Consider the following 19,128-nt stretch of genomic DNA (forward strand, 5'->3'; position numbering starts at 1 on the left):
GGGCGACGAATACGGAGGGTATCCGGACCAACACCATGTGTTTCCGTCAATGCCCCCCGTGATCCGCCGCGTCCGGTTATGGATCTTGCCGTTCCGGAGCCTGTTCCGGGCCGGTCGCGCCGGCCGGGCCGGGTGCGTCAGCTCTTGATCAGATTCTTGGACTTCAGGTACGCGGCGGCGACGTCGGCCGGCTTCTGGCGCTCCGCGTCCACCTTCTTGTTGAGGTCGGTCAGATCGGCGGTGGTCAGCGCCGCGGTCAGCTTTCCGAGCACCGTGGCGATGTCGGCCGAGCCGGCGCCCTTGGCATTCACCACGGGAAGCAGGTTGTCCGCGTTCTGCAGCTTCTTGTCGTCCTCGAGGAGCACCAGGTTGAACTGGTCGAGCGTGGCGTCCGTGGTCGTGGTCAGCACCAGCTGGTCGGTCCCGTCCTTGACGGCCTGCTTGGCCTGCGGGGTGCCGACGCCCTTGGGGTCGATGCCGGTGATGTCGATGCCGTACTTGCTCTTCAGGCCCGGCGAGCAGAAGGGGCGGTCGGGGCATTCGTCCCCCGCGGCCAGCTTGACCTTGATCTTGGATGCCCCGAGATCGGAAAGGGTCTTGAGCTTGTGCTGGGCGGCGAAGTCCTTGTTGACGGCGAAAGCGTTCTGGTCGACGGCGGAACCGGCTTCGAGCACCTTCAGGCCCTTGGGCTCGGCGAACGTGCTGAGCGCCTTCACGGTGGACGTCACATCGGCGGAGGCGACCGGGGTGGCCTTGGGGCCGTTCTGCTTGGTGTTGAAGAATTCGGCGAGCGTCGCCGCGTACTCCGGCACGATGTCGATCTGGCCCTTTTCCAGCGCCGGTTCATAGAGCTCGCGGTTCTTGAGCGTCTGTACCGAGGTGGAGTAGCCGGCGTCCTTGAGGATCTGCGCGTAGAGCTCGGCGAGCACCGCGCTCTCGGTGAATCCGGCGGAGCCGATCACCAGCGAGCCCTTCTTGTCCCCGGACGGGGAGGACGTGCTGGAGCCGGACTTCTTCTCCAGGGTGTCGCCACCGCAGCCCGTAACTCCGGTGAGCAGCAGTGCGGCGGCAGCGGCCACCATGGTGACGCGCAGCGTCGGGTTCATCGGTTCTCCATCCAAAGGGCCCCGGTCGGGGTGGGTCTGGTCACGGTCACGGTCACGTCGAGCTGGGGAGAACGGCGGCCACCCGGGTGGGGTGACGGCGTCGCATCGGGTCGAGCAGCCACTGGAGTGCGATGAAGATGCCCTCGATCAGCAGGGCCAGTCCCGCCACGAGTACCGCTCCGGCCACCACCTGCGGGGTGATCTGGCGGTTGAAGCCCGCCGTGATGATCCGGCCGAGACCGCCGCCGCCCGCCATGGCGGCGATGGTCGCGGTGGCCACCACCTGGACCGCAGCGGACCGTACACCCGTCCAGATCAGCGGAAAGGCCAGCGGCAGCTCGACACTGAACAGCAGCTGACTGCCCGTCATCCCCATACCACGGGCGGCCTCGACGACATCGCGGTCGGCCTCGCGCATGCCGACGTAGGCGTTGGTCATCAGCGGCGGCACGGCGAACAGCACCAGCGCGATGATCGTCGGCCAGTCGCTGCCCGAGCCCATCGCGAACATCAGCAGCACCAGGATCGCGAACGTGGGCACCGCGCGGCCCACGTTGGAGATGTTCACCGCGATGGCCCCGCCCTTGCCGAGGTGGCCGAGGACGATGGCGATCGGCAGCGCGATCAGGCAGGCCAGCGCCAGGCACACGACCGTGAAGTACACATGCTCGCCGAGCCGGTGCCACACCCCGTCCGTGCCATGCCAGTTGGCGCTGTCGTTCAGCCAGTCCCAGGCTCCGGAGACCGCGTTCATCAGGCCGCCTTCCTGCTCCGCGCCCACGGGGTGAGCAGCCACTGCACACCCAGCAGCAGCACATCGGCCGCGATCGCGATGGCCACGCAGATCACCGAGGCGGTGAGCACCTGCGCCTTGAAGATGGTGTCGATCCCGGTGTAGATGAGATTGCCGAGACCGCCGTAGTTGATGATCGCCCCGACCGTGGTCAGCGCCACCGTCGAGACGGTCGCGATCCGCAGGCCGGCCATCAGCGCGGGCAGCGACAACGGCAGTTCCACCGCGAACAGCAGCCGCAGCGGCCCGTAGCCCATGCCGCGGGCGGCTTCCCGTACGTCCTCGGGTACGGATTCCAGGCCGGCGATGATGTTGCGCACCAGAATCGTCAGGGAGTAGAGCACCAGGCCGGTGATGACGACCGCCGGGGAGATGCCGAAGACGGGCAGCAGCAGCGAGAACATGGCCAGCGAGGGCACCGTGTACAGAACGGTCGCCAGTCCCAGCACCGGGCCCGCCAGCGGCTTCCAGCGCCGCGCGATCAGCGCGACCGGGAACGCGATGAGCAGCCCGAGGGCCACCGACACCGCCGTGAGCCACAAGTGCTGGACGGTCGCATCAGTCAGCTCATGGCTTCGCGTGCGCAGATATTCACCGCAGATCCAGTCGTTCGCCACCAGGCAGCTCTGCTTCGCCATGCCCCTCACCTCCCCGCTCCGGTCCGTACATCCGTCCGTACATCCGTCCGTATATTTGTCCCCAGGCAGCCCTGCGGCCGCCGCGTGGACCGACCCTATCCGGCGGCTGTGACAATCCGGCCAGTCCGCCATGCAGCTGCAATACTCCCGACACTTTTCCGGGCCGGAACCCGGGAAGAGTACGGTCTTGAGAACCCGTCAGTGAGGATTCCAGGCGCCGATGATCCGATTCGAGAACGTCACCAAGCGATACCCGGACGGCACGACCGCCGTCGACGACCTGTCGTTCGAGGTCGCGGAAGGCGAGCTGGTCACGCTGGTGGGACCGTCCGGCTGTGGCAAGACGACCACGATGAAGATGGTCAACCGGCTCATCGAGCCCACCTCCGGCCGGATTCTGGTGGAGGGAGAGGACATCGCCTCCATCGACCCCGTAAAGCTGCGCCGCCGGATCGGCTACGTCATCCAGCAGGTTGGCCTGTTCCCGCACAAGAGCGTGCTGGAGAACACCGCGACGGTGCCCGCGCTGCTCGGCTGGAAGCGTGCCAAGGCCCGTGAGCGCGCGGCCGAGCTGCTGGACCTGGTCGGCCTCGACCCGTCCGTGTACGGCGACCGGTACCCCGATCAGCTGTCCGGCGGGCAGCGGCAGCGGGTCGGGGTGGCGCGCGCGCTGGCCGCGGACCCGCCGGTGCTGCTGATGGACGAACCGTTCGGCGCCGTCGACCCCGTGGTGCGCGAGCGGCTGCAGTCGGAGTTCCTGAAGCTGCAGGCCACCGTCCGCAAGACCGTGCTCTTCGTGACGCACGACATCGAGGAGGCGGTCAGGCTCGGTGACCGGATCGCCGTGTACGGCAGCGGCCGCGTCGAGCAGTTCGACACCCCCGCCACGGTGCTGGGCGCTCCCGCCACTCCGTACGTCGCCGATTTCGTCGGTGCCGACCGCGGGCTCAAGCGGCTGTCCGTGACCGAGATCCAGCTCGCCGACCTGGAACAGCCGCCCACCGTACGGCTCGACGACCCGGTCGGGACCGCCGCCGCGCGGATGCGCGCGGAGGGCTCGCGCTGGGCGGTCGTCCTCGGCGCCGACGGCGCGCTGCACGGCTGGATCACCGTCGACGCGCTGCTCGGCAAGGGCTCCACGGTGCGTGACCACGCCCGTCGCATGGAGGCGTGGGTGCCCATCGGCGCGACGCTCAAGCGGGCGTTCAGCGCCATGCTGCAGTACGACGCGGGGTGGATCGCTGTCGTCGACGGCGATCACTTCCTCGGCGTACTGACGCCGGCCCGGCTGCACGAGGCACTGCGCCGCTCGATCGACGCGGACGCCCACGGCGCGGACCGCGCCGACGTCACGATCGAGACGATCGAACGGGCCGGCTAGGTCCTGTCCGGCCCTAGGCCGGCGGGATCACCGGCAGCCCCGCGGCGCGCCACGCCTGGAATCCCCCGTTCAGGTCCGTGGCGTGGTCCAGCCCCAGTTGCTGCAAGGAAACGGCGGCGAGGCTGGAGGCGTAGCCCTCGTTGCAGATCACCACGATCGTCAGATCGTGGCCGGTCGCCTCCGGGAGCCGGTGGTCGCCGAGCGGGTCCAGCCGCCATTCCAGTTCATTGCGCTCCACGACCAGCGCACCCGGGATGAGCCCGTCCCGGTCGCGCAGCGCCGCGTAGCGGATGTCGACCAGGACGGCGCCGTTCGCGGCGGCGTCGGCGGCGCCCTGCGCGTCGAGGCGCCGCAGCTTGGTCCTGACCCGGGCCAGGTGGTCGTCGATGCTCCGGGCGTGTTCGGGGACGGTCACCAGGTCTCCGGGTGTTCCACGACGTCGAGCCGCAGCGTACGGCCGTCACGGACGTAGCGGCGGATCAGCGGCAAAGGCGGGTAGTAGACGTGCACCGAGATCGCGTGCCGCTCGGCCGAGCGGTTGGCGACCTGGTGCACATGGTTGCGTCCGAAGGCCCGGCCCTTGCCGGCCGGCAGAGCGCGGGTCCTGTCCAGCCCCTCGGCCAGTTCCAGCGAGTGCCAGCCCTCGGACGGCAGGGGCACGGCCAGGGATTCCTCGGTCAGCTCGCCGCCCGCGGTCACGAAGGCGCCGTACGATCCCCCGTGGTCGTGCCAGCCGGTCTCGGTGCCGGGCGGCCAGCCGAGCAGCCAGGCCTCGGCGCCGCCGGGCCCTTCCAGCCGGATCCAGCTGCGGTCCAGGGGGTCGAGCGCGAGCTGGGCGACCTTTTCCGGGTCGGAGGCGATGGAGCGGACGAAATCGAGCAGTTCGGCCGCCGTGGGGGCCGATACGCGCGCGGGAGCGGATGCCGGCTCAGAGAAAGCCGCAGGAGCTGAAGGAGCGGCAGGAGCCGGGGAAACGAAGACAGACGCCGGTGCGGACAACGGAACCACCCTGGAAGGAGGCGTCGGCGCGGCACGGCGCCGTCCGGGAAACGGACGGCGGCGGCAGGCTACGACGCGAAGGTGAGCGGGGAGGCGGGGTTCAGCGTGAACCCGGACACACGCAGCCCGCGTACCGGACGAGGTCCAGGTGCACTCGCCGGTGAAGTCGCCGACCGATACCACTCACAGGAGGGACTGAATCACGCCGGCCGCAAGGCGGTCAACATTTCGTCTCAGATCCCGGTCGAGGCCTCGTCCGGATCCTCCGGCAGTTTGCAGACCCGCTCCAGGAAGATCGCGGCGGCGACGACCGCGAGGCCGGCCAGCACCGCGAGGCCCGCGTAGATCGCCTGGTCCCGGCGCGGCGGAATGTCGAACTGGTACATCAGCAGGAAGACGCCGGCGCCGCCGTACATCCCGGCGACCAGTGCGGCCACCAGTGCGCTCGCCTGTCCGAAGACCACCGCCCGCGCCGCCAGCAGCGGGTCGACGCCCTTGGCGTCCGGAAGGCGGTCGCGCTGGGCGCGCAGCCGGTTCCGCAGGGACAGCGCGGTCGCGGCGAGCACGGCCGCGATCAGCGCGAGCACGATGGACGCGGCCACCGGGATGCTCGGCAGGGTGCCGAGCGAGTCCCACAGCTTGGCTCCGGCCCAGGACAGCACCCCCGCCACCACGAACAGCCCCAGCAGCGTTCTGATGCGCAGCGCCTTCACCGAGTGTTCGCCCCTCACATGGTCCGTCTGTGGTCCGTCTGCTGTTGTCGTCGTGCCGGACGTGCCGGTAGGACCCGTCGTGCCGGTGGTGCTCGTCGCACCCGACCGCTTAACGCTTATTCGGGCAGCCTGAGTTCCACATCGACGCGAGCCTGTACGCCTTCGCGGCCGACGGCTGCCAGCAACTCTCCCACCTCGCCGTGGCCCGGGAGCTCCGCGGCGGGGTCGATGTCGTACCAGGGCGCGAGGACGAAGGCCCGCTGGTGTGCGCGCGGGTGCGGCAGCGTCAGCTCCGGATCGGCGGAGACGACGTCCTGGTAGGCGACGATGTCCACATCGATGGTGCGCGCGCCCCACCGCTCGTTGCGCACCCGCAGGAACGCCTCCTCGATCGCGTGGCCGCGCTCCAGCAGGGAGGACGGCGGCAGCGTGGTCTTCACCAGCACCACCGCGTTGAAGTAGTTGGCCTGGCTGCCGGGCTCGACGCCCCACGGCTCGGTCTCGTAGACCGGGGAGATCGCCTTGACGCGGACGCCCGGGGTGTCCTCCAGCGCGTCGATGGCGCCCTGCAGCGTCTCCAGCCGGTTGCCGAGGTTGCTGCCCAGCGCGATCACGGCCCGCTGGGGGTTGTGCAGCGTGGTGTCGGCGGCATCGACCTGCGCCACCACGGACGCCGGTACGGGCTGCACGGTGGGGTCGGAACTCACGGGCGCCTCCGGGTGATGGTGATGGTCACGTCGTCGAAGGGAACGGTGATCGGGGCGTCCGGCTTGTGCACCGTCACCTCGACCTCCTGGACCGCTTCGTGCTTGAGGCACTGGTCGGCGATGCGCTGGGCGAGGGTCTCGATCAGGTCGACCGGCTCGCCCTTGACGACGTCCACGACCTCCTCGGCCACCACGCCGTAGTGGACGGTCTTGGTCAGGTCGTCCGAGGCCGCGGCAGGAGCCGTGTCCAGGCCGAGCACCAGGTCCACGACGAATGTCTGGCCCTGTTCGCGCTCCCTGGGAAACACGCCGTGGTTACCGCGGGCCTTGAGGCCACGCAGCGCGACACGATCCACGAGATCACTCCTGCTGGTTGTGTAGGACAGACGGGCTGGGTCCCGCCATGTGTACGGGCTTGCCCGGAATCGAATCTACCCGCGACCACCGACAGCGCGTGCCGACGGGTCGTCCTGGGCCTGTCCTGCCCAGGTCAGGGCGGGCGGACTCCGGCCCTCTACCCACCCGTCGGGAAGCTACCCGTGCCGCGGCGAATACTTGGCGCGAACGAGTGACTGAACGGGGCAAGTGGGCCGAATGGCGGGCGCGCGGAGGGGTTGGCGGGGCGCGTTCAGGACGCGGCGCCCGGGCCCTCGCCGTCCTCGTCGTCCTCGTCGTCGCTGTCCGCCAGCACCGGCGACCCGTGGTGCACCCACAGCCGCCAGCCCTCCGATGTGCGCCGGAACACATTGGTGGCCACCACCAGGGCGCCGACCAGCGTCCCCGCCGAGCCGTCCTCCTCGGCCGGTCCCCCGGTCAGGATGTTCTCGGTGCAGGTCACCAGGGCGGTGTCGCCTTCGACCGCCACCTCGACATCGGTCAGGAAGAACTGGATGTACTCGGTGTTCGCCATGATCAGCGCGTACGAGCGCATCACCTCGCCGCGCCCGCGGAGCACCGGCCATCCCGGGTGCACCACCGAGACCGTCTCGGCCAGCGGCCCGGTCAGCACGATCTCTTCCAGCGCGTCCAGGTCGGAGGTCTCCACCGCGTCGTAGAACGCCTGGTTCGCCTCCTCGACCTGCGCGGCCTCCGCGGTACGAGGCGTCACGCGGCACCCACCGGGCGCGCGGCGCCCGCCGCGCCCGCGGTACCCGCCGCGCCTTCGATGGCCCGCGAGACGCGCACCGCGTCCGCGCTCGCGTGCACCTCGTGCACCCGCACCGCCCAGGCGCCCTCGCGCGCCGCGATCGCCGAGACCGCGGCCGTCGCCGCGTCCCGTTCCCTGGCCGGCGGCGGATCACCGGCCGACCCGGCCAGCACCCGCCCCAGGAACCGCTTCCGGGACGCGGCGACCAGCAGCGGGCGGCCCAGGGCGCGCAGCTGCCCGAGATGTGCCATCAGGGCGAGGTCGTGCTCGGCGTTCTTCGCGAAGCCCAGTCCCGGGTCCAGGATGATCCGGGCCGGGTCGATACCGCCGGCCACGGCCCGCTCGCAGCCTTCCCGCAGCTCCGCGACGACCTCTGCGACCACGTCCCCGTACACCGCCCGGTTGTTCATGTCGATGCTCTGCCCGCGCCAGTGCATGACCACGAACGGCACTCCTGCGTCGGCGACCACCGGGATCATCGCGGGGTCGGCCCCGCCGCCGCTCACATCGTTGACCAGCCGCGCCCCGGCCGCGACCGCCTGCTCGGCGACCGCCGCCCGCATCGTGTCCACGCTGACCAGGGCCCCCGCGGCGGCCAGCTCCCGCACCACCGGGATCACCCGGCGCAGCTCCTCGGCCTCCGCGACCCGCGCCGCTCCCGGCCGCGTCGACTCCCCGCCGACGTCGACGATGTCCGCGCCGGACGCGATGAGATCCAGGCCGTGTTTCACGGCCAGCTCCGGGTCGAACCACTGGCCGCCGTCGGAGAAGGAGTCCGGCGTGACGTTCACCACGCCCATGACCGCGCAGCGGTCCCACTCAGGAAGACCGTCCACGAAGCCCCGCAGCGTATTCATGGCCCAAGCGTAGGCCGTGTTGCGGACGTAGCGGGCCGGTCGGCTACTGGTCGCTCAGCCGGCCGCTCAGCCACTCCAGGGCGGGCGGGATCTCCCGCGCCCAGGTGTTGAAGTTGTGGCCGCCGCTGTCCAGGATGATCGACGACATCTTGGTCGGCGCCTTCGCGGCGTCGATGAACTTCAGCGTCTCCTGGTAGTTCGGCTCACCCTGCTTGCTGCTGGTCACCAGGAGGTTCACCGACGGGTGCGGGAGGTTCTTGAACCGCCAGGACAGGTTGTTCTGGCGTTCGAGCGTCTTGTCGCCGCCGAACAGGTCGCCGGTCGTCGGGTCGTGCGGCGCCTTGTAGTACGGGGACAGACCGACGGCGGTGGAGTACGCGTCGGGGTGCCGCATGGCGAATTTGAGGGCGCAGTAGCCGCCGGTGGAATCGCCCATGATCCCCCAGTTCCGGGCGTTGCCGCCGATCCGGTAGCGGCTGGACATGGCGGCACGCAGGTCCTTGGTGAAGAACGTCTCCGTCTGGGGGCCGCCGGGGATGTCCATGCACTCGGTGTCCCGCGGCGGGGCGACGGTGGGCCGCATCATGATCAGGATGGTCGGCTTGGCCTTGTGGTCCTTGACCTGCTGGTTCGCGATCGACGGGTACTTCATCTTCTTGAAGAGCGCCTCAGCCGTGCCCGGGTAACCGGTGAGGATCACCGATGCGGGGAAGGCGCGCTTGGCGTCCTGGAAGTACTCGGGGGGCAGATAGACGTACGCCGGGGTCGCGATCTTCGAGGCACCGCCCTGGAACTCCACCTTCTGGATCTGGCCCCCCACCCTCGGGACCGAGCCGCCGGGCACATTCACGTACAAGTTGTCGATCACCTGGAGCTGGTTGGCGGCGCCCCCCGCGTGGTTGACGACGACGCCCGGCTGCGACTCCTGGCCGAAGAGGTCGGCCCAGGAGGCGTAAAAACCGAAGGAGTAGTTTGCGGCCAGCCCCAGAGCTGCGATCATCGAGAACTGAGTGAAGAGCAGCATGCCGATCCGTCCCAGCACAGCTGGAATACTGCGCTTGGCCAGGCGCGGCCACAGCCAGACCGTGACCGCGAACAGCACTACGGCGGCTATGACCGCCAGGAGCAGGACCTTCTTACTGGTGAGACCCATGTCGAGTGACGTACTTTCCTGTCTGCGTCCCGGTTCCGGCTCGTTTTGACGGAACCCCGGGGCTGTTCTTCACGTCCTAGAGGGCGCAAATTGTTCATAACGAGAGCTGTTTGCGGAACATATCCCGCAATGTTGGGGCTTGGTGACCCATGTCTGTACAGGTAGATGGAGAACTCGGCTTCCGGGTTCCCTGGGCAGGTGCCCGTGTCTACTGATCGCGCTACCGCCGGAACCCGGCGACCGCGGCTTCTCCGTTCCTCCTCCGTCCCCGCGGTCGTCGGTACCGCCGGGGCAGTGGTGGGACTGCTCGACGTCGTCTCCGGCGTGTTCCCCGGCTTCCGCAATGGCCGGATGCACCACATGGCGATGGTGTTTCCCGGCACCATGAGCTCGCTCGCGGCCGCGGGGTCGGTGGTCACCGGCATCCTGCTGCTGATGCTGGCTCATGGCCTCAAGCGTGGCAAGGTACGCGCCTGGTGGGCCGCGGTGCTGCTGCTGCCCACGGGCGCGGCGACTCAGCTGATCTACCGGCACTCGATCTTCGGGACGGCGGTCTCGCTGGGGCTGCTGGCGCTGCTGATCGTCCACCGGGCCGAGTTCACGGCCCTGTCCGATCCGCGTACCCGCTGGCGGGCCGCGGCCAACTTCGTGCTGCTCAGCATCGTCGGCCTCGGACTCGGACTGCTGATCGTCAGTGCCCACCCCAGGGTCGAGATGGGCAACCCGAGCCTGATCGAGCGACTGCAGCACGTGCTGTACGGGCTCTTCGGCTTCGAGGGGCCGGTGAGCTATACGGGTGACCGGGCGTCCGATGTTGTCGCGTACTCCCTCGGTGGGCTCGGCTTCCTGATCGCCGGCACCACCGCGTATCTGATCCTGCGGCCGGCCCGGCCGGTCGCGGAGCTCAGCGGCGCCGACGAGGACCAGCTGCGCGAGCTGCTGGCCAAGCACGGCGCCCGCGACTCCCTCGGGCACTTCGCACTGCGCCGCGACAAGAGCGTGGTGTTCTCCCCGAGCGGCAAGGCCGCCGTCTGCTACCGGGTGGTGTCCGGCGTGATGCTCGCCAGCGGCGACCCCATCGGGGACGTGGAGGCCTGGCCGGGCGCCATCGAGCGCTATATGGAGCTGGCCAGGGCGCACGCCTGGATCCCGGCGGTCGTGGGCTGCAGCGAGACCGGCGGCGAGGTCTGGACCCGTGAGACCGGCCTCGACGCACTGGAGCTGGGCGACGAGGCCATCGTCCGCACCAGCGCCTTCACGATGCAGGGCCGTGCGATGCGCAACGTACGGCAGATGGTCAAACGCATCGAGCGGTCCGGCTACGTCTGCAAGGTGCGCCGGGTCCGCGAGCTGTCGGACGCCGAGCGCGAGCAGGTCCGGCTGGCCGCCGACGCCTGGCGCGGCACGGACACCGAGCGCGGCTTCTCCATGGCGCTCGGCCGCTTCGGCGATGTCGAGGACGGCGACTGCGTGGTCGTCACCGCCCACAAGGAGCGCGAGGACGGCGTCGAGTCGCCGCTGGGCGACCTGCGGGCCGTGCTGCACTTCGTGCCCTGGGGCAAGGACGGCATGTCCCTGGAGCTCATGCGGCGCGACCGCAGCGCCGACCCGGGGCTCAACGAGCTGCTGATCGTCGAGGCCCTGCAGCACGCGCCGGAGCTGGGCGTCGAGAATGTCTCGCTCAACTTCGCGATGTTCCGCTCGGCGCTCGCCCGCGGTGAGCGGATCGGCGCGGGACCGGTGCTGCGCGGCTGGCGGGGACTGCTGGTCTTCTTCTCGCGCTGGTTCCAGATCGAGTCGCTGTACAAGTTCAACGCGAAGTTCCAGCCGGAGTGGGTGCCGCGGTTCCTGGTGTTCCGCAACTCCCGCGATCTCCCGCGGATCGGCTTCGCCACCATGCAGGCGGAAGGCTTCGTGACGCTGTCGCTGCCCTTGCCGGACGCGCTCCAGCGCTTCCTGCCGGGCCGCGCCAAGCGGGCCGCGCACAGCGCGCCCAGCTACGCCAACGCCTCGGAACCGGAGAAGGCCGTCAAGATCGTCGCCTGACGCGGTTACCGACGTCACATCGCACGGACAGCGCCGGCCGGCGGCTGTGCGGCTCAGCGGCTCAGCGGCTCAGCGGCTCAGCGGCTCAGCGGCTCAGCGGCTCAGCGGCTCAGCGGCCGATGATCAGGCTCATCGCCTCGGAGCGGGTCGCGGAGTCGCGCAGCTGGCCCCTTACCGCCGACGTGATGGTCTTCGCGCCCTGCTTGCGCACCCCGCGCATCGTCATGCACATGTGCTCGCACTCGATGACGACGATCACGCCGCGCGGCTCCAGGATGCGCATCAGCGAGTCGGCGATCTGCGTGGTGAGCCGCTCCTGGACCTGCGGTCGGCGGGCGAAGACATCGACCAGCCGAGCGAGCTTCGACAGCCCGGTGATCTTGCCGCTGGAAGCCGGGATGTAGCCGACGTGCGCGACGCCGACGAACGGCACCAGGTGGTGCTCACAGCTGGACATCACCTCGATGTCCTTCACCAGCACCATCTCGTCGTGGCCGAGATCGAACGTCGTGGTCAGAACGTCCTCCGGCTCCTGCCAGAGGCCGGCGAATATCTCCTTGTACGCGCGGGCCACCCGGCTCGGCGTCTCCCGCAGGCCCTCCCGGTCCGGATCCTCGCCGACCGCGATGAGAAGCTCGCGCACAGCGGCCTCGGCGCGCTTCTCGTCGAATACGCCGATGGTCCCCTCACCATCCAGCGTCACCGGATCGGTCATCTGTGCCTCGTTCCTCGTACCGGCCTGCGGAAGCGCAGGAAGTTCAGGGTCTGCAACAGCGGAAGGCCGCGCCCCCAAGGTTAAAACCTTGGGAACGCGGCCTGCATTCCGGGATCAGCTTTCGATGATCAGCTTTCCGTGCCGCTGCCCGAGTCCTTGGGGAGTTCCACCGTCTCGGTGGGCTTCCCCATGACGACGGGGGTGGTCGCCGTGCTGCCGTTGGCGGGCTGGCTGCCGTTGGTCAGCGCCAGCTCCTTGGGCGAGAGCACCGGCGGGCGGGTCGACGGCGTACGGCGCGAGGACCCGGTCCAGGCCGGACGCGGCGGACGCCTGACGATGGCCTTGAAGATCTCGGCGATCTCCTCCTTGTTCAGCGTCTCCCTCTCCAGGAGCGCCAGAACCAGGTTGTCGAGAACGTCGCGGTTCTCGACCAGGATCTCCCACGCCTCGTTGTGCGCGGTCTCGATGAGCTTCTTGACCTCTTCGTCGACCAGCCCGGCGACCTCTTCCGAGTAGTCGCGCTGGTGACCCATGTCACGGCCCAGGAACGGCTCGGCGTTGTCCGAGCCGAACTTGATCGCGCCGAGCCGCTCGGTCATCCCGTACTGGGTGACCATCGCGCGGGCCGTCGCGGTCGCCTTCTCGATGTCGTTCGAGGCGCCGGTGGTCGGGTCGTGGAAGACCAGTTCCTCCGCCGCCCGGCCGCCCATCATGTAGGCGAGCTGGTCGAGCATCTCGTTGCGGGTCGTCGAGTACTTGTCCTCGTCCGGTAGGACCATCGTGTAACCGAGGGCCCGGCCGCGGGAGAGGATCGTGATCTTGTGCACCGGGTCGCTGTTCGGAGAAGCCGCCGCGACCAGGGCGTGTCCGCCCTCGTGGTACGCGGTGATCTTCTTCTCCTTCTCGGACATGATCCGGGTCCGCTTCTGCGGGCCGGCCACGACACGGTCGATCGCCTCGTCGAGGGTCTCGTTGTCGAGCAGCTTCCGGTCCCCGCGGGCCGTCAGCAGCGCGGCCTCGTTGAGCACGTTGGCCAGGTCCGCGCCGGTGAAGCCGGGGGTGCGGCGAGCGACGGCCCGGAGATCGACGTTCGGAGCGACCGGCTTGCCCTTGGCGTGGACGTTGAGGATCTCCAGCCGGCCCATCAGGTCGGGACGGTCGACCGCGATCTGCCGGTCGAAACGGCCCGGACGCAGCAGCGCCGGGTCGAGGATGTCCGGCCGGTTGGTGGCGGCGATCAGGATGACGCCGCCCTTCACGTCGAAGCCGTCCATCTCGACGAGCAGCTGGTTGAGCGTCTGCTCGCGCTCGTCGTGACCGCCGCCCATACCGGCACCGCGGTGCCGGCCCACGGCGTCGATCTCGTCGACGAAGACGATCGCCGGAGCGTTCGCCTTGGCCTGCTCGAACAGGTCACGGACACGCGAGGCGCCGACACCCACGAACATCTCGACGAAGTCGGAGCCCGAGATCGAGTAGAAGGGGACGCCCGCCTCACCCGCGACAGCGCGGGCCAGCAGGGTCTTACCAGTACCCGGCGGGCCGTACAGCAGCACGCCCTTGGGGATCTTGGCACCGACGGCCTGGAACTTCGCCGGCTCCTGCAGGAACTCCTTGATCTCGTGGAGCTCCTCGACCGCCTCGTCCGCCCCCGCCACGTCCGCGAACGTGGTCTTGGGGGTGTCCTTGGTGATCAGCTTGGCCTTGGACTTCCCGAACTGCATGACGCGGGATCCGCCGCCCTGCATCTGGTTCATCAGGAAGAGGAAGACCACGACGATCAGGACGAACGGCAGGAGCGACAGCAGAATGCTGACGAACGCGTTCTGCTTGGACGGCGAGACGGTGTAACCGTCGGGCAGCTTGCCGCCCGCGTCCGGCTTGGCGTCGACCTTGTCCTGGAGCGACGCGGCGATGGCAGTGCTCTGCTCGGCGCTGACATAGCTGGCCTTGAGCTTGGTGCCCAGGTCCTTGCCGCCGACCTTCGCACCGTCGACGAGCTCGACCTTGATCGTCTGCTCATCGCCGGTGGTGATCTCGGCGGACTTGAGAATGTTGTCCTTGCTGTGGATCGCTTGCACGACCTGGCCGGTGTCCACCGTCTTGTAGCCGCCGGAGGAGCCGACGACCTGCATGAGGACGACCACGGCGATGACAGCCAGTACGATCCACATGACTGGCCCACGGAAATAGCGCTTGACGTCCATCCATGCGGGGCGCGGACGCCCCGTCCCTCCTGCCACAGTGAGGCAGCGCGGCTCGATGGCCACGCGTGCATCCGGTGTATGACCCGACCTTCGGACGGTACCTCAGCATTGTCCACCGAGGCGGCCGCCGACCGTTAACAATCCCGGCTTCCCCTGCTTCAACGGCGGGAGACGGTACGGGGTTCCCCGTTGTCGGCACGGGCTGCGCCGAACGGGGACATCCTCGGATGAAAGGGGCGTCAGCCGCCGTATACGTGCGGGGCGAGCGTCCCGACAAACGGGAGATTGCGGTACTTCTCGGCGAAATCGAGTCCGTAGCCGACGACGAATTCATTCGGAATATCGAAGCCGGTGTACTTCACATCGATCTCGACCTTCGCCGCCTCCGGCTTGCGCAGCAGCGTGCAGACCTCCAGGGAGGCCGGGCCGCGCGAGCCGAGGTTGCTGATCAGCCAGGACAGCGTCAGACCGGAGTCGATGATGTCCTCGACGATCAGCACATCGCGGCCGGCGATGTCAGTGTCGAGATCCTTGAGGATGCGGACGACGCCCGAGGACTTCGTGCCGGCGCCGTAGGAGGAGACCGCCATCCAGTCCATCGTGACGTTGGTGGACAGCGCACGCGCCAGGTCCGCCATGACCATCACCGCGCCCTTGAGCACGCCGACGATCAGCAGGTCCTTCCCGGCGTAGTCCTTGTCGATCTTCGCGGCAAGCTCGGCCAGCTTGGCGTCGATCTCTTCCTTGGTGATGAGCACCTTTTCGAGGTCGGCGCCCATGTCGTTCTCGTTCACCTGTGTTGGTTCCTCAAGGTCTACGACGGCGAGAAGAACAGTCTGCCATTGCGCCGCCGGGCCTCGACGCCGCCCGGCAGGTTGAGGCCCTTCTGCCCCCGCCAGTCGGTGACCAGCCGGTCGACCTCCTCGATGTGGCGGGCGAAGAGGAAGCCGGGCGGGGAGCCCGCGGCGATGACCGCGCGGCGCAGTACGCGGCGGCGGACGGCGGCGGGAAGAACGTAGAGCCGGTCCGCGTCCAGGGTGCCGTCGCCGTCGGCGACGTCGCGCTCGGCGGTGGCCGCCCACTGGTCCAGGGCGTCGGCGTCGTCACGGGAGAGCTGGGCGGTGCGGGCGAGCGCCTCGATGACGCCCTTGCCGAGGGACTTCTCCAGCACCGGCAGCGCCTCGTGGCGGACCCGGGAGCGGGTGTACGCCGGGTCGTGGTTGTGCGGGTCCTCCCACACGTCGATGCCCTGGGCCAGGCAGCCCTTGCGCACCGTGTCGCGGTCGAGCAGCAGGAACGGGCGGCGGTAGCGGCCCCCGGCGCCCGACACGGCGGCCATTCCGGACAGCGAGCGAGTGCCGGAGCCGCGGGCGAGGCCGAGCAGCACCGTTTCAGCCTGGTCGTCCCGGGTGTGGCCGAGCAGGACGGCGGCAGCGCCGCGGGCGTCGGCGGTCGCGTCCAGGGCGCCGTAGCGCGCATCGCGCGCGGCGGCTTCGGGGCCGCCCTGGCGGCCGACGGTGACGCCGACGACGTCGACGGGGTCGAGCCCGAGGCCGCGCAGGCGCGCGGCGACTTCGAGGGCCCGGCCGGCCGAGCCGGACTGCAGCCCGTGGTCGACGGTGACGGCTCCGGCGCGCACGCCGAGCTTGGGTGCCTCGAAGGCGAGCGCGGCGGCGAGGGCCATCGAGTCGGCGCCTCCGCTGGCGGCGGCGAGGATGAGTGGGTTCGGGGTCGGGGTGGCGGTGAGGACGTCGTGAAGTACGCGGCGGACCGCCAGGCGTATCGCGGCGACCGTGGGGTGGGGACCCATGTCCGGTTCCCTCCTGGGGAGGTTCTGAGGGGTGATAACGCAGGGTAGCTAGATGGTGACAGAAGCTGGGGCAGTACCCGAGCATCGCACGCCTTACCCTGCGCTTACGGTCCCTCGGACGGGTGAACCAGGAGGCGTTGGGTGGTCACGGTTCGCTACGGCGGTGCACCCTTGCGACCCAGTCGGCCGGTTTGGCGATCTCCAGCTTGGTGGGGAGCGTGTTCGGTGACGTCCAGATCCGGTTGAAGCCGTCCATGCCGACCTCGTCGACGACGGACCGCACGAAGCGCTCGCCGTCCTTGTACTGGCGCAGCTTCGCGTCCAGGCCCAGCACCTTGCGCAGCACCTGGTCCAGCCGCCCGGCGCCGCTGGCCCGGCGCTGCTGGAACTTCTCGCGGATCTCCGCGACGGTCGCCACGACATCGGGGCCGACGCCGTCCATCACATAGTCCGCGTGTCCTTCGAGCAGCGACATGACGGCGGTGAGGCGCGCGAGGATCTCCCGCTGGGCGGGGGTCTGCACGAGGTCGACCAGGCTGCGGCCCTCGTCGGGCTCTTCCTCCTCCTTGGCGCCACCGCCGCCGGCGAAGGACTGCGCCGCCTCCCTGATCCGTTCGATCACGGTGGAGGCGTCCATGTCGGTCTCACCGAGGAATGACTGGATCTCGCCCTCGATGTGGTCGCGCAACCACGGCACGGCGCTGAACTGGGTGCGGTGGGTCTCCTCGTGGAGGCACACCCACAGCCGGAAGTCGTGGGGGTCCACGTCCAGTTCGCGCTCGACGTGCACGATGTTCGGCGCGACCAGCAGCAGCCGGCCCGCGCGGGACTCCCCCGGGCCGGGGACGGCGGGTCCGGCCGGCAGCTCGCGCGTCGGGGGCGCGAACGTCTCGTACTGGCCGAGCACCCGGGACGCCATGAAGGACAGCAGCATCCCGACCTCGACGCCGGTGACCTTGCCGCCGACCGTGCCGAGCGCGGCGCCGCCCAGGCCGCCGGGGCGCCGGGCCTGCATCTTGCCCAGCAACGGCTTGAGGACCTCCCGGAATCCGGCGATGTTCGCCTTCACCCAGCCCGTCCGGTCCACGATCAGCACCGGTGTGCCGTTCGTCTGCGCGGCGGCGTCCCCGTACATGCGGGTGAACAGCCGCACATGCTCCTCGGCGGCCTGTGCGTGCTTGCGCAATTCGGCCACGATCGCCCGCGCCTCGTCCCCGCTCACCTCAGGGCCCGGCCGCATCAACCGCTGCGCGGTCGCCACTGCGAGGTTCCAGTCGACCATGTCGGCACCACCGATGCTCGTCATGCCTTCACGGTACGTTGCCGCTCCCGCTTTGGGACCGGGTCCTCAATCGCCGGACGGGCTGAATTCAGCCCGTCCGGCGATTGAGGACAGCGTGGCCGGAGGACGCGTAACCCGGGGAACCGCCGGTCACGGCACCTGGCAGCCGCAGGCGGCGAGGGCGGACGCCAGACGGTCGAGGGCGGATTGGGCCGCGGTCGCGGAGGTGGTGCCCTGGGTGAGGAAGGCGAAGGTGAGGAGCCGGCCGTTGGCGGCGACGACGGTGCCGGTGATGGCGTTGACGCCGGTGAGGGTGCCGGTCTTGGCGCGGATGAGGCCGGCGCCGGAGGCGGGACCGCCGCGGAACCGGTCGGCCAGGGTGCCGGAGAAGCCCGCGACGGGCAGGCCGGTGAGGATGGTGCGCAGTTGGGGATGGCCGGGGCCCGCGGCCAGGGCGAGGAGCCGGGCGAGCTGTTCCGCGGACAGCGCGTCGGCGCGGTTGAGGCCGCTGCCGTCGGTCAACTCGGCCCCGGCCAGGGGCAGCCCGAGCCGCCCCAGGGCCGCGGTGACGGCCTGCTGGGCGCCCGCGAAGCTCGCGGGGAGGTGCGCGGCGATCGCGGTCTGCCGGGCGAGGGCCTCCGCGATGTCGTTGTCGCTGTTCGTCAGCGCCCGCTCGACGAGATCGGACAGCGGGAGGGATTCGGCCGTGGCGAGCTTCGTGCCGGACACGGCGGCGGCCGCCTCGGCCGGGGTGCCGGTCACCGTGATGCCCCGGGCGCTGAGCAGCGTCGCGAAGGAGGCGGCGGTGTCGGCGGCCGGGTCCGTGGATCGGTCGGCGGGGCCGTGGTCGCTCTTGTCGAGGCGACCCTCGTTGAGCATCAGGGACGTGACCGGCGCGATGTTCTCGTTGCGGCCTATGGGGTGCATGGCGGGGCCGGAGTAGAGCGAGATGTCGTAGCCGAGCGCGGTGGTGGTCGTGGAGCGGGCCTTGAGGGCGCGGGCGGTGTCGTCGGCCAGAGTGCGCAGGGCATCGGTGGTGAGGGTGGGATCGCCGCCGCCGACGAGCACGGTGCCGTGCGGGCCGGTGGCGAGGACGGTCGTGGCGATCCGGTGGTCGGGGCCGAGGACGGAGAGCGCGGCGGCGGCGGTCGCGATCTTTATCGTCGAGGCCGGCACCGAAGGGGTGGCGGCGCCGGAGCCGTACAGCAGCTTGCCGGTGGCGGCGTCGATGACGGCGCCGGTGCGCAGCGGGCCGAGGGCCGGATCGCGCAGCAGCGGCGCGAGCCGGGCGGCGAGTCCCGGCTGGGTGGGGAGCGACCCCGGATCCGTGGCGGGTGCGGCGAGCACTTTGCCGGCGGAGGGCGGCGCGGCTTCCGCGGGCGGCTGTCTTCGGGGCGCGTCGGTGTGCCTGCTGTCCGGCTGGTGGCCCCCGGAGGCGGCGGCCGTCCGTTCCGCCGTACGCTGGCCTGACTCCCACGGTCCGGCCACGGCCACCGTCGCGAAGGAAACGGCCAGTCCGACGGCGGCCGACCCCGCCACAACCTGCCATGTTCTGGCGTCAGGCACCCCCGACC

19 protein-coding genes are annotated in these 19,128 nt (G+C 69.9%); 2 read left to right on the forward strand and 17 right to left on the reverse strand.

Annotated features, from left to right (window positions below; all coding sequences use genetic code 11):
• Positions 1-137 precede the first annotated feature (137 nt).
• From QMK24_RS21195 to QMK24_RS21205, 3 genes are all read right to left on the reverse strand, one after another.
• On the reverse strand, positions 138-1,082 hold the full coding sequence (locus tag QMK24_RS21195) for an ABC transporter substrate-binding protein (protein ID WP_283468170.1): 945 nt from the start codon (positions 1,080-1,082) through the stop codon (positions 138-140).
• Positions 1,083-1,158: 76 nt separating this feature from the next.
• On the reverse strand, positions 1,159-1,860 hold the full coding sequence (locus QMK24_RS21200; protein ID WP_283468089.1) for an ABC transporter permease: 702 nt from the start codon (positions 1,858-1,860) through the stop codon (positions 1,159-1,161).
• A complete protein-coding gene (locus tag QMK24_RS21205; RefSeq protein WP_283468090.1) occupies positions 1,860-2,537 on the reverse strand; it encodes an ABC transporter permease in 678 nt (225 codons plus the stop codon). Before QMK24_RS21205 ends, QMK24_RS21200 begins: the two co-directional genes overlap by 1 nt.
• Before the next feature lie 220 nt (positions 2,538-2,757).
• On the opposite strand from QMK24_RS21205, the gene QMK24_RS21210 reads away from it, so the two are divergent.
• Entirely contained in the window at positions 2,758-3,918 is a 1,161-nt protein-coding gene (locus tag QMK24_RS21210; protein ID WP_283468091.1) for a betaine/proline/choline family ABC transporter ATP-binding protein, read from the forward strand.
• A gap of 13 nt (positions 3,919-3,931) precedes the next feature.
• Here the strand turns inward: QMK24_RS21210 and QMK24_RS21215 are convergent, their stop codons facing one another.
• The 8 genes from QMK24_RS21215 to QMK24_RS21250 form a co-directional block, all read right to left on the reverse strand.
• Positions 3,932-4,333, reverse strand: coding sequence for a rhodanese-like domain-containing protein (locus QMK24_RS21215; protein WP_283468092.1), 402 nt, complete (start codon positions 4,331-4,333; stop codon positions 3,932-3,934).
• The gene (locus tag QMK24_RS21220) at positions 4,330-4,917 is read right to left on the reverse strand and encodes a cupin domain-containing protein (protein ID WP_283468093.1); all 588 of its coding nucleotides are present in this window, start codon (positions 4,915-4,917) and stop codon (positions 4,330-4,332) included. The genes QMK24_RS21215 and QMK24_RS21220 overlap by 4 nt, the downstream gene beginning before the upstream one ends.
• 233 nt (positions 4,918-5,150) lie before the next feature.
• Positions 5,151-5,630 carry a DUF3180 domain-containing protein gene (locus QMK24_RS21225; protein WP_283468171.1) on the reverse strand — a complete coding sequence of 160 codons (480 nt, stop codon included), beginning with the start codon at positions 5,628-5,630 and terminating at the stop codon, positions 5,151-5,153.
• Positions 5,631-5,746: 116 nt separating this feature from the next.
• On the reverse strand, positions 5,747-6,337 hold the full coding sequence (folK, locus tag QMK24_RS21230; protein WP_283468094.1) for a 2-amino-4-hydroxy-6-hydroxymethyldihydropteridine diphosphokinase: 591 nt from the start codon (positions 6,335-6,337) through the stop codon (positions 5,747-5,749).
• A complete protein-coding gene (gene folB / locus QMK24_RS21235; protein ID WP_283468095.1) occupies positions 6,334-6,693 on the reverse strand; it encodes a dihydroneopterin aldolase in 360 nt (119 codons plus the stop codon). Before folB ends, folK begins: the two co-directional genes overlap by 4 nt.
• Before the next feature lie 272 nt (positions 6,694-6,965).
• Positions 6,966-7,445, reverse strand: coding sequence for a nuclear transport factor 2 family protein (locus QMK24_RS21240; RefSeq protein WP_283468096.1), 480 nt, complete (start codon positions 7,443-7,445; stop codon positions 6,966-6,968).
• Positions 7,442-8,341 carry a dihydropteroate synthase gene (folP, locus tag QMK24_RS21245; RefSeq protein WP_283468097.1) on the reverse strand — a complete coding sequence of 300 codons (900 nt, stop codon included), beginning with the start codon at positions 8,339-8,341 and terminating at the stop codon, positions 7,442-7,444. The genes QMK24_RS21240 and folP overlap by 4 nt, the downstream gene beginning before the upstream one ends.
• A 43-nt stretch (positions 8,342-8,384) precedes the next feature.
• Positions 8,385-9,494: an alpha/beta hydrolase gene (locus QMK24_RS21250; RefSeq protein ID WP_283468098.1), complete on the reverse strand. Its 1,110-nt coding sequence runs from the start codon at positions 9,492-9,494 to the stop codon at positions 8,385-8,387.
• A gap of 165 nt (positions 9,495-9,659) precedes the next feature.
• Here QMK24_RS21250 and QMK24_RS21255 point away from each other — a divergent pair, with 165 nt between their 5' ends.
• Positions 9,660-11,540: a phosphatidylglycerol lysyltransferase domain-containing protein gene (locus QMK24_RS21255; protein ID WP_502962633.1), complete on the forward strand. Its 1,881-nt coding sequence runs from the start codon at positions 9,660-9,662 to the stop codon at positions 11,538-11,540.
• Between the two features lie 109 nt (positions 11,541-11,649).
• Here QMK24_RS21255 and folE read toward each other — a convergent pair whose 3' ends face one another.
• From folE to dacB, 6 genes are all read right to left on the reverse strand, one after another.
• Positions 11,650-12,255, reverse strand: a complete 606-nt coding sequence (folE, locus tag QMK24_RS21260) for a GTP cyclohydrolase I FolE (RefSeq protein ID WP_283468102.1) — start codon at positions 12,253-12,255, stop codon at positions 11,650-11,652.
• Between the two features lie 128 nt (positions 12,256-12,383).
• Positions 12,384-14,462, reverse strand: a complete 2,079-nt coding sequence (ftsH, locus tag QMK24_RS21265) for an ATP-dependent zinc metalloprotease FtsH (RefSeq protein WP_283468104.1) — start codon at positions 14,460-14,462, stop codon at positions 12,384-12,386.
• Between the two features lie 239 nt (positions 14,463-14,701).
• The gene (gene hpt, locus QMK24_RS21270) at positions 14,702-15,241 is read right to left on the reverse strand and encodes a hypoxanthine phosphoribosyltransferase (RefSeq protein ID WP_283468172.1); all 540 of its coding nucleotides are present in this window, start codon (positions 15,239-15,241) and stop codon (positions 14,702-14,704) included.
• A 35-nt stretch (positions 15,242-15,276) separates the two neighbouring features.
• On the reverse strand, positions 15,277-16,272 hold the full coding sequence (gene tilS / locus QMK24_RS21275) for a tRNA lysidine(34) synthetase TilS (protein ID WP_283468106.1): 996 nt from the start codon (positions 16,270-16,272) through the stop codon (positions 15,277-15,279).
• 145 nt (positions 16,273-16,417) lie between these two features.
• A complete protein-coding gene (locus tag QMK24_RS21280; protein WP_283468107.1) occupies positions 16,418-17,578 on the reverse strand; it encodes an Rv3626c family coenzyme F420 biosynthesis-associated protein in 1,161 nt (386 codons plus the stop codon).
• Positions 17,579-17,704: 126 nt separating this feature from the next.
• Positions 17,705-19,120 (reverse strand): D-alanyl-D-alanine carboxypeptidase/D-alanyl-D-alanine endopeptidase, encoded by a 1,416-nt coding sequence (gene dacB, locus QMK24_RS21285; protein WP_283468109.1) that lies wholly within the window; start codon positions 19,118-19,120, stop codon positions 17,705-17,707.
• Between the last annotated feature and the right edge of the window lie 8 nt (positions 19,121-19,128).

The sequence above is a fragment of the Streptomyces sp. PH10-H1 genome (assembly GCF_030063355.1).
Classification (GTDB): domain Bacteria; phylum Actinomycetota; class Actinomycetes; order Streptomycetales; family Streptomycetaceae; genus Actinacidiphila.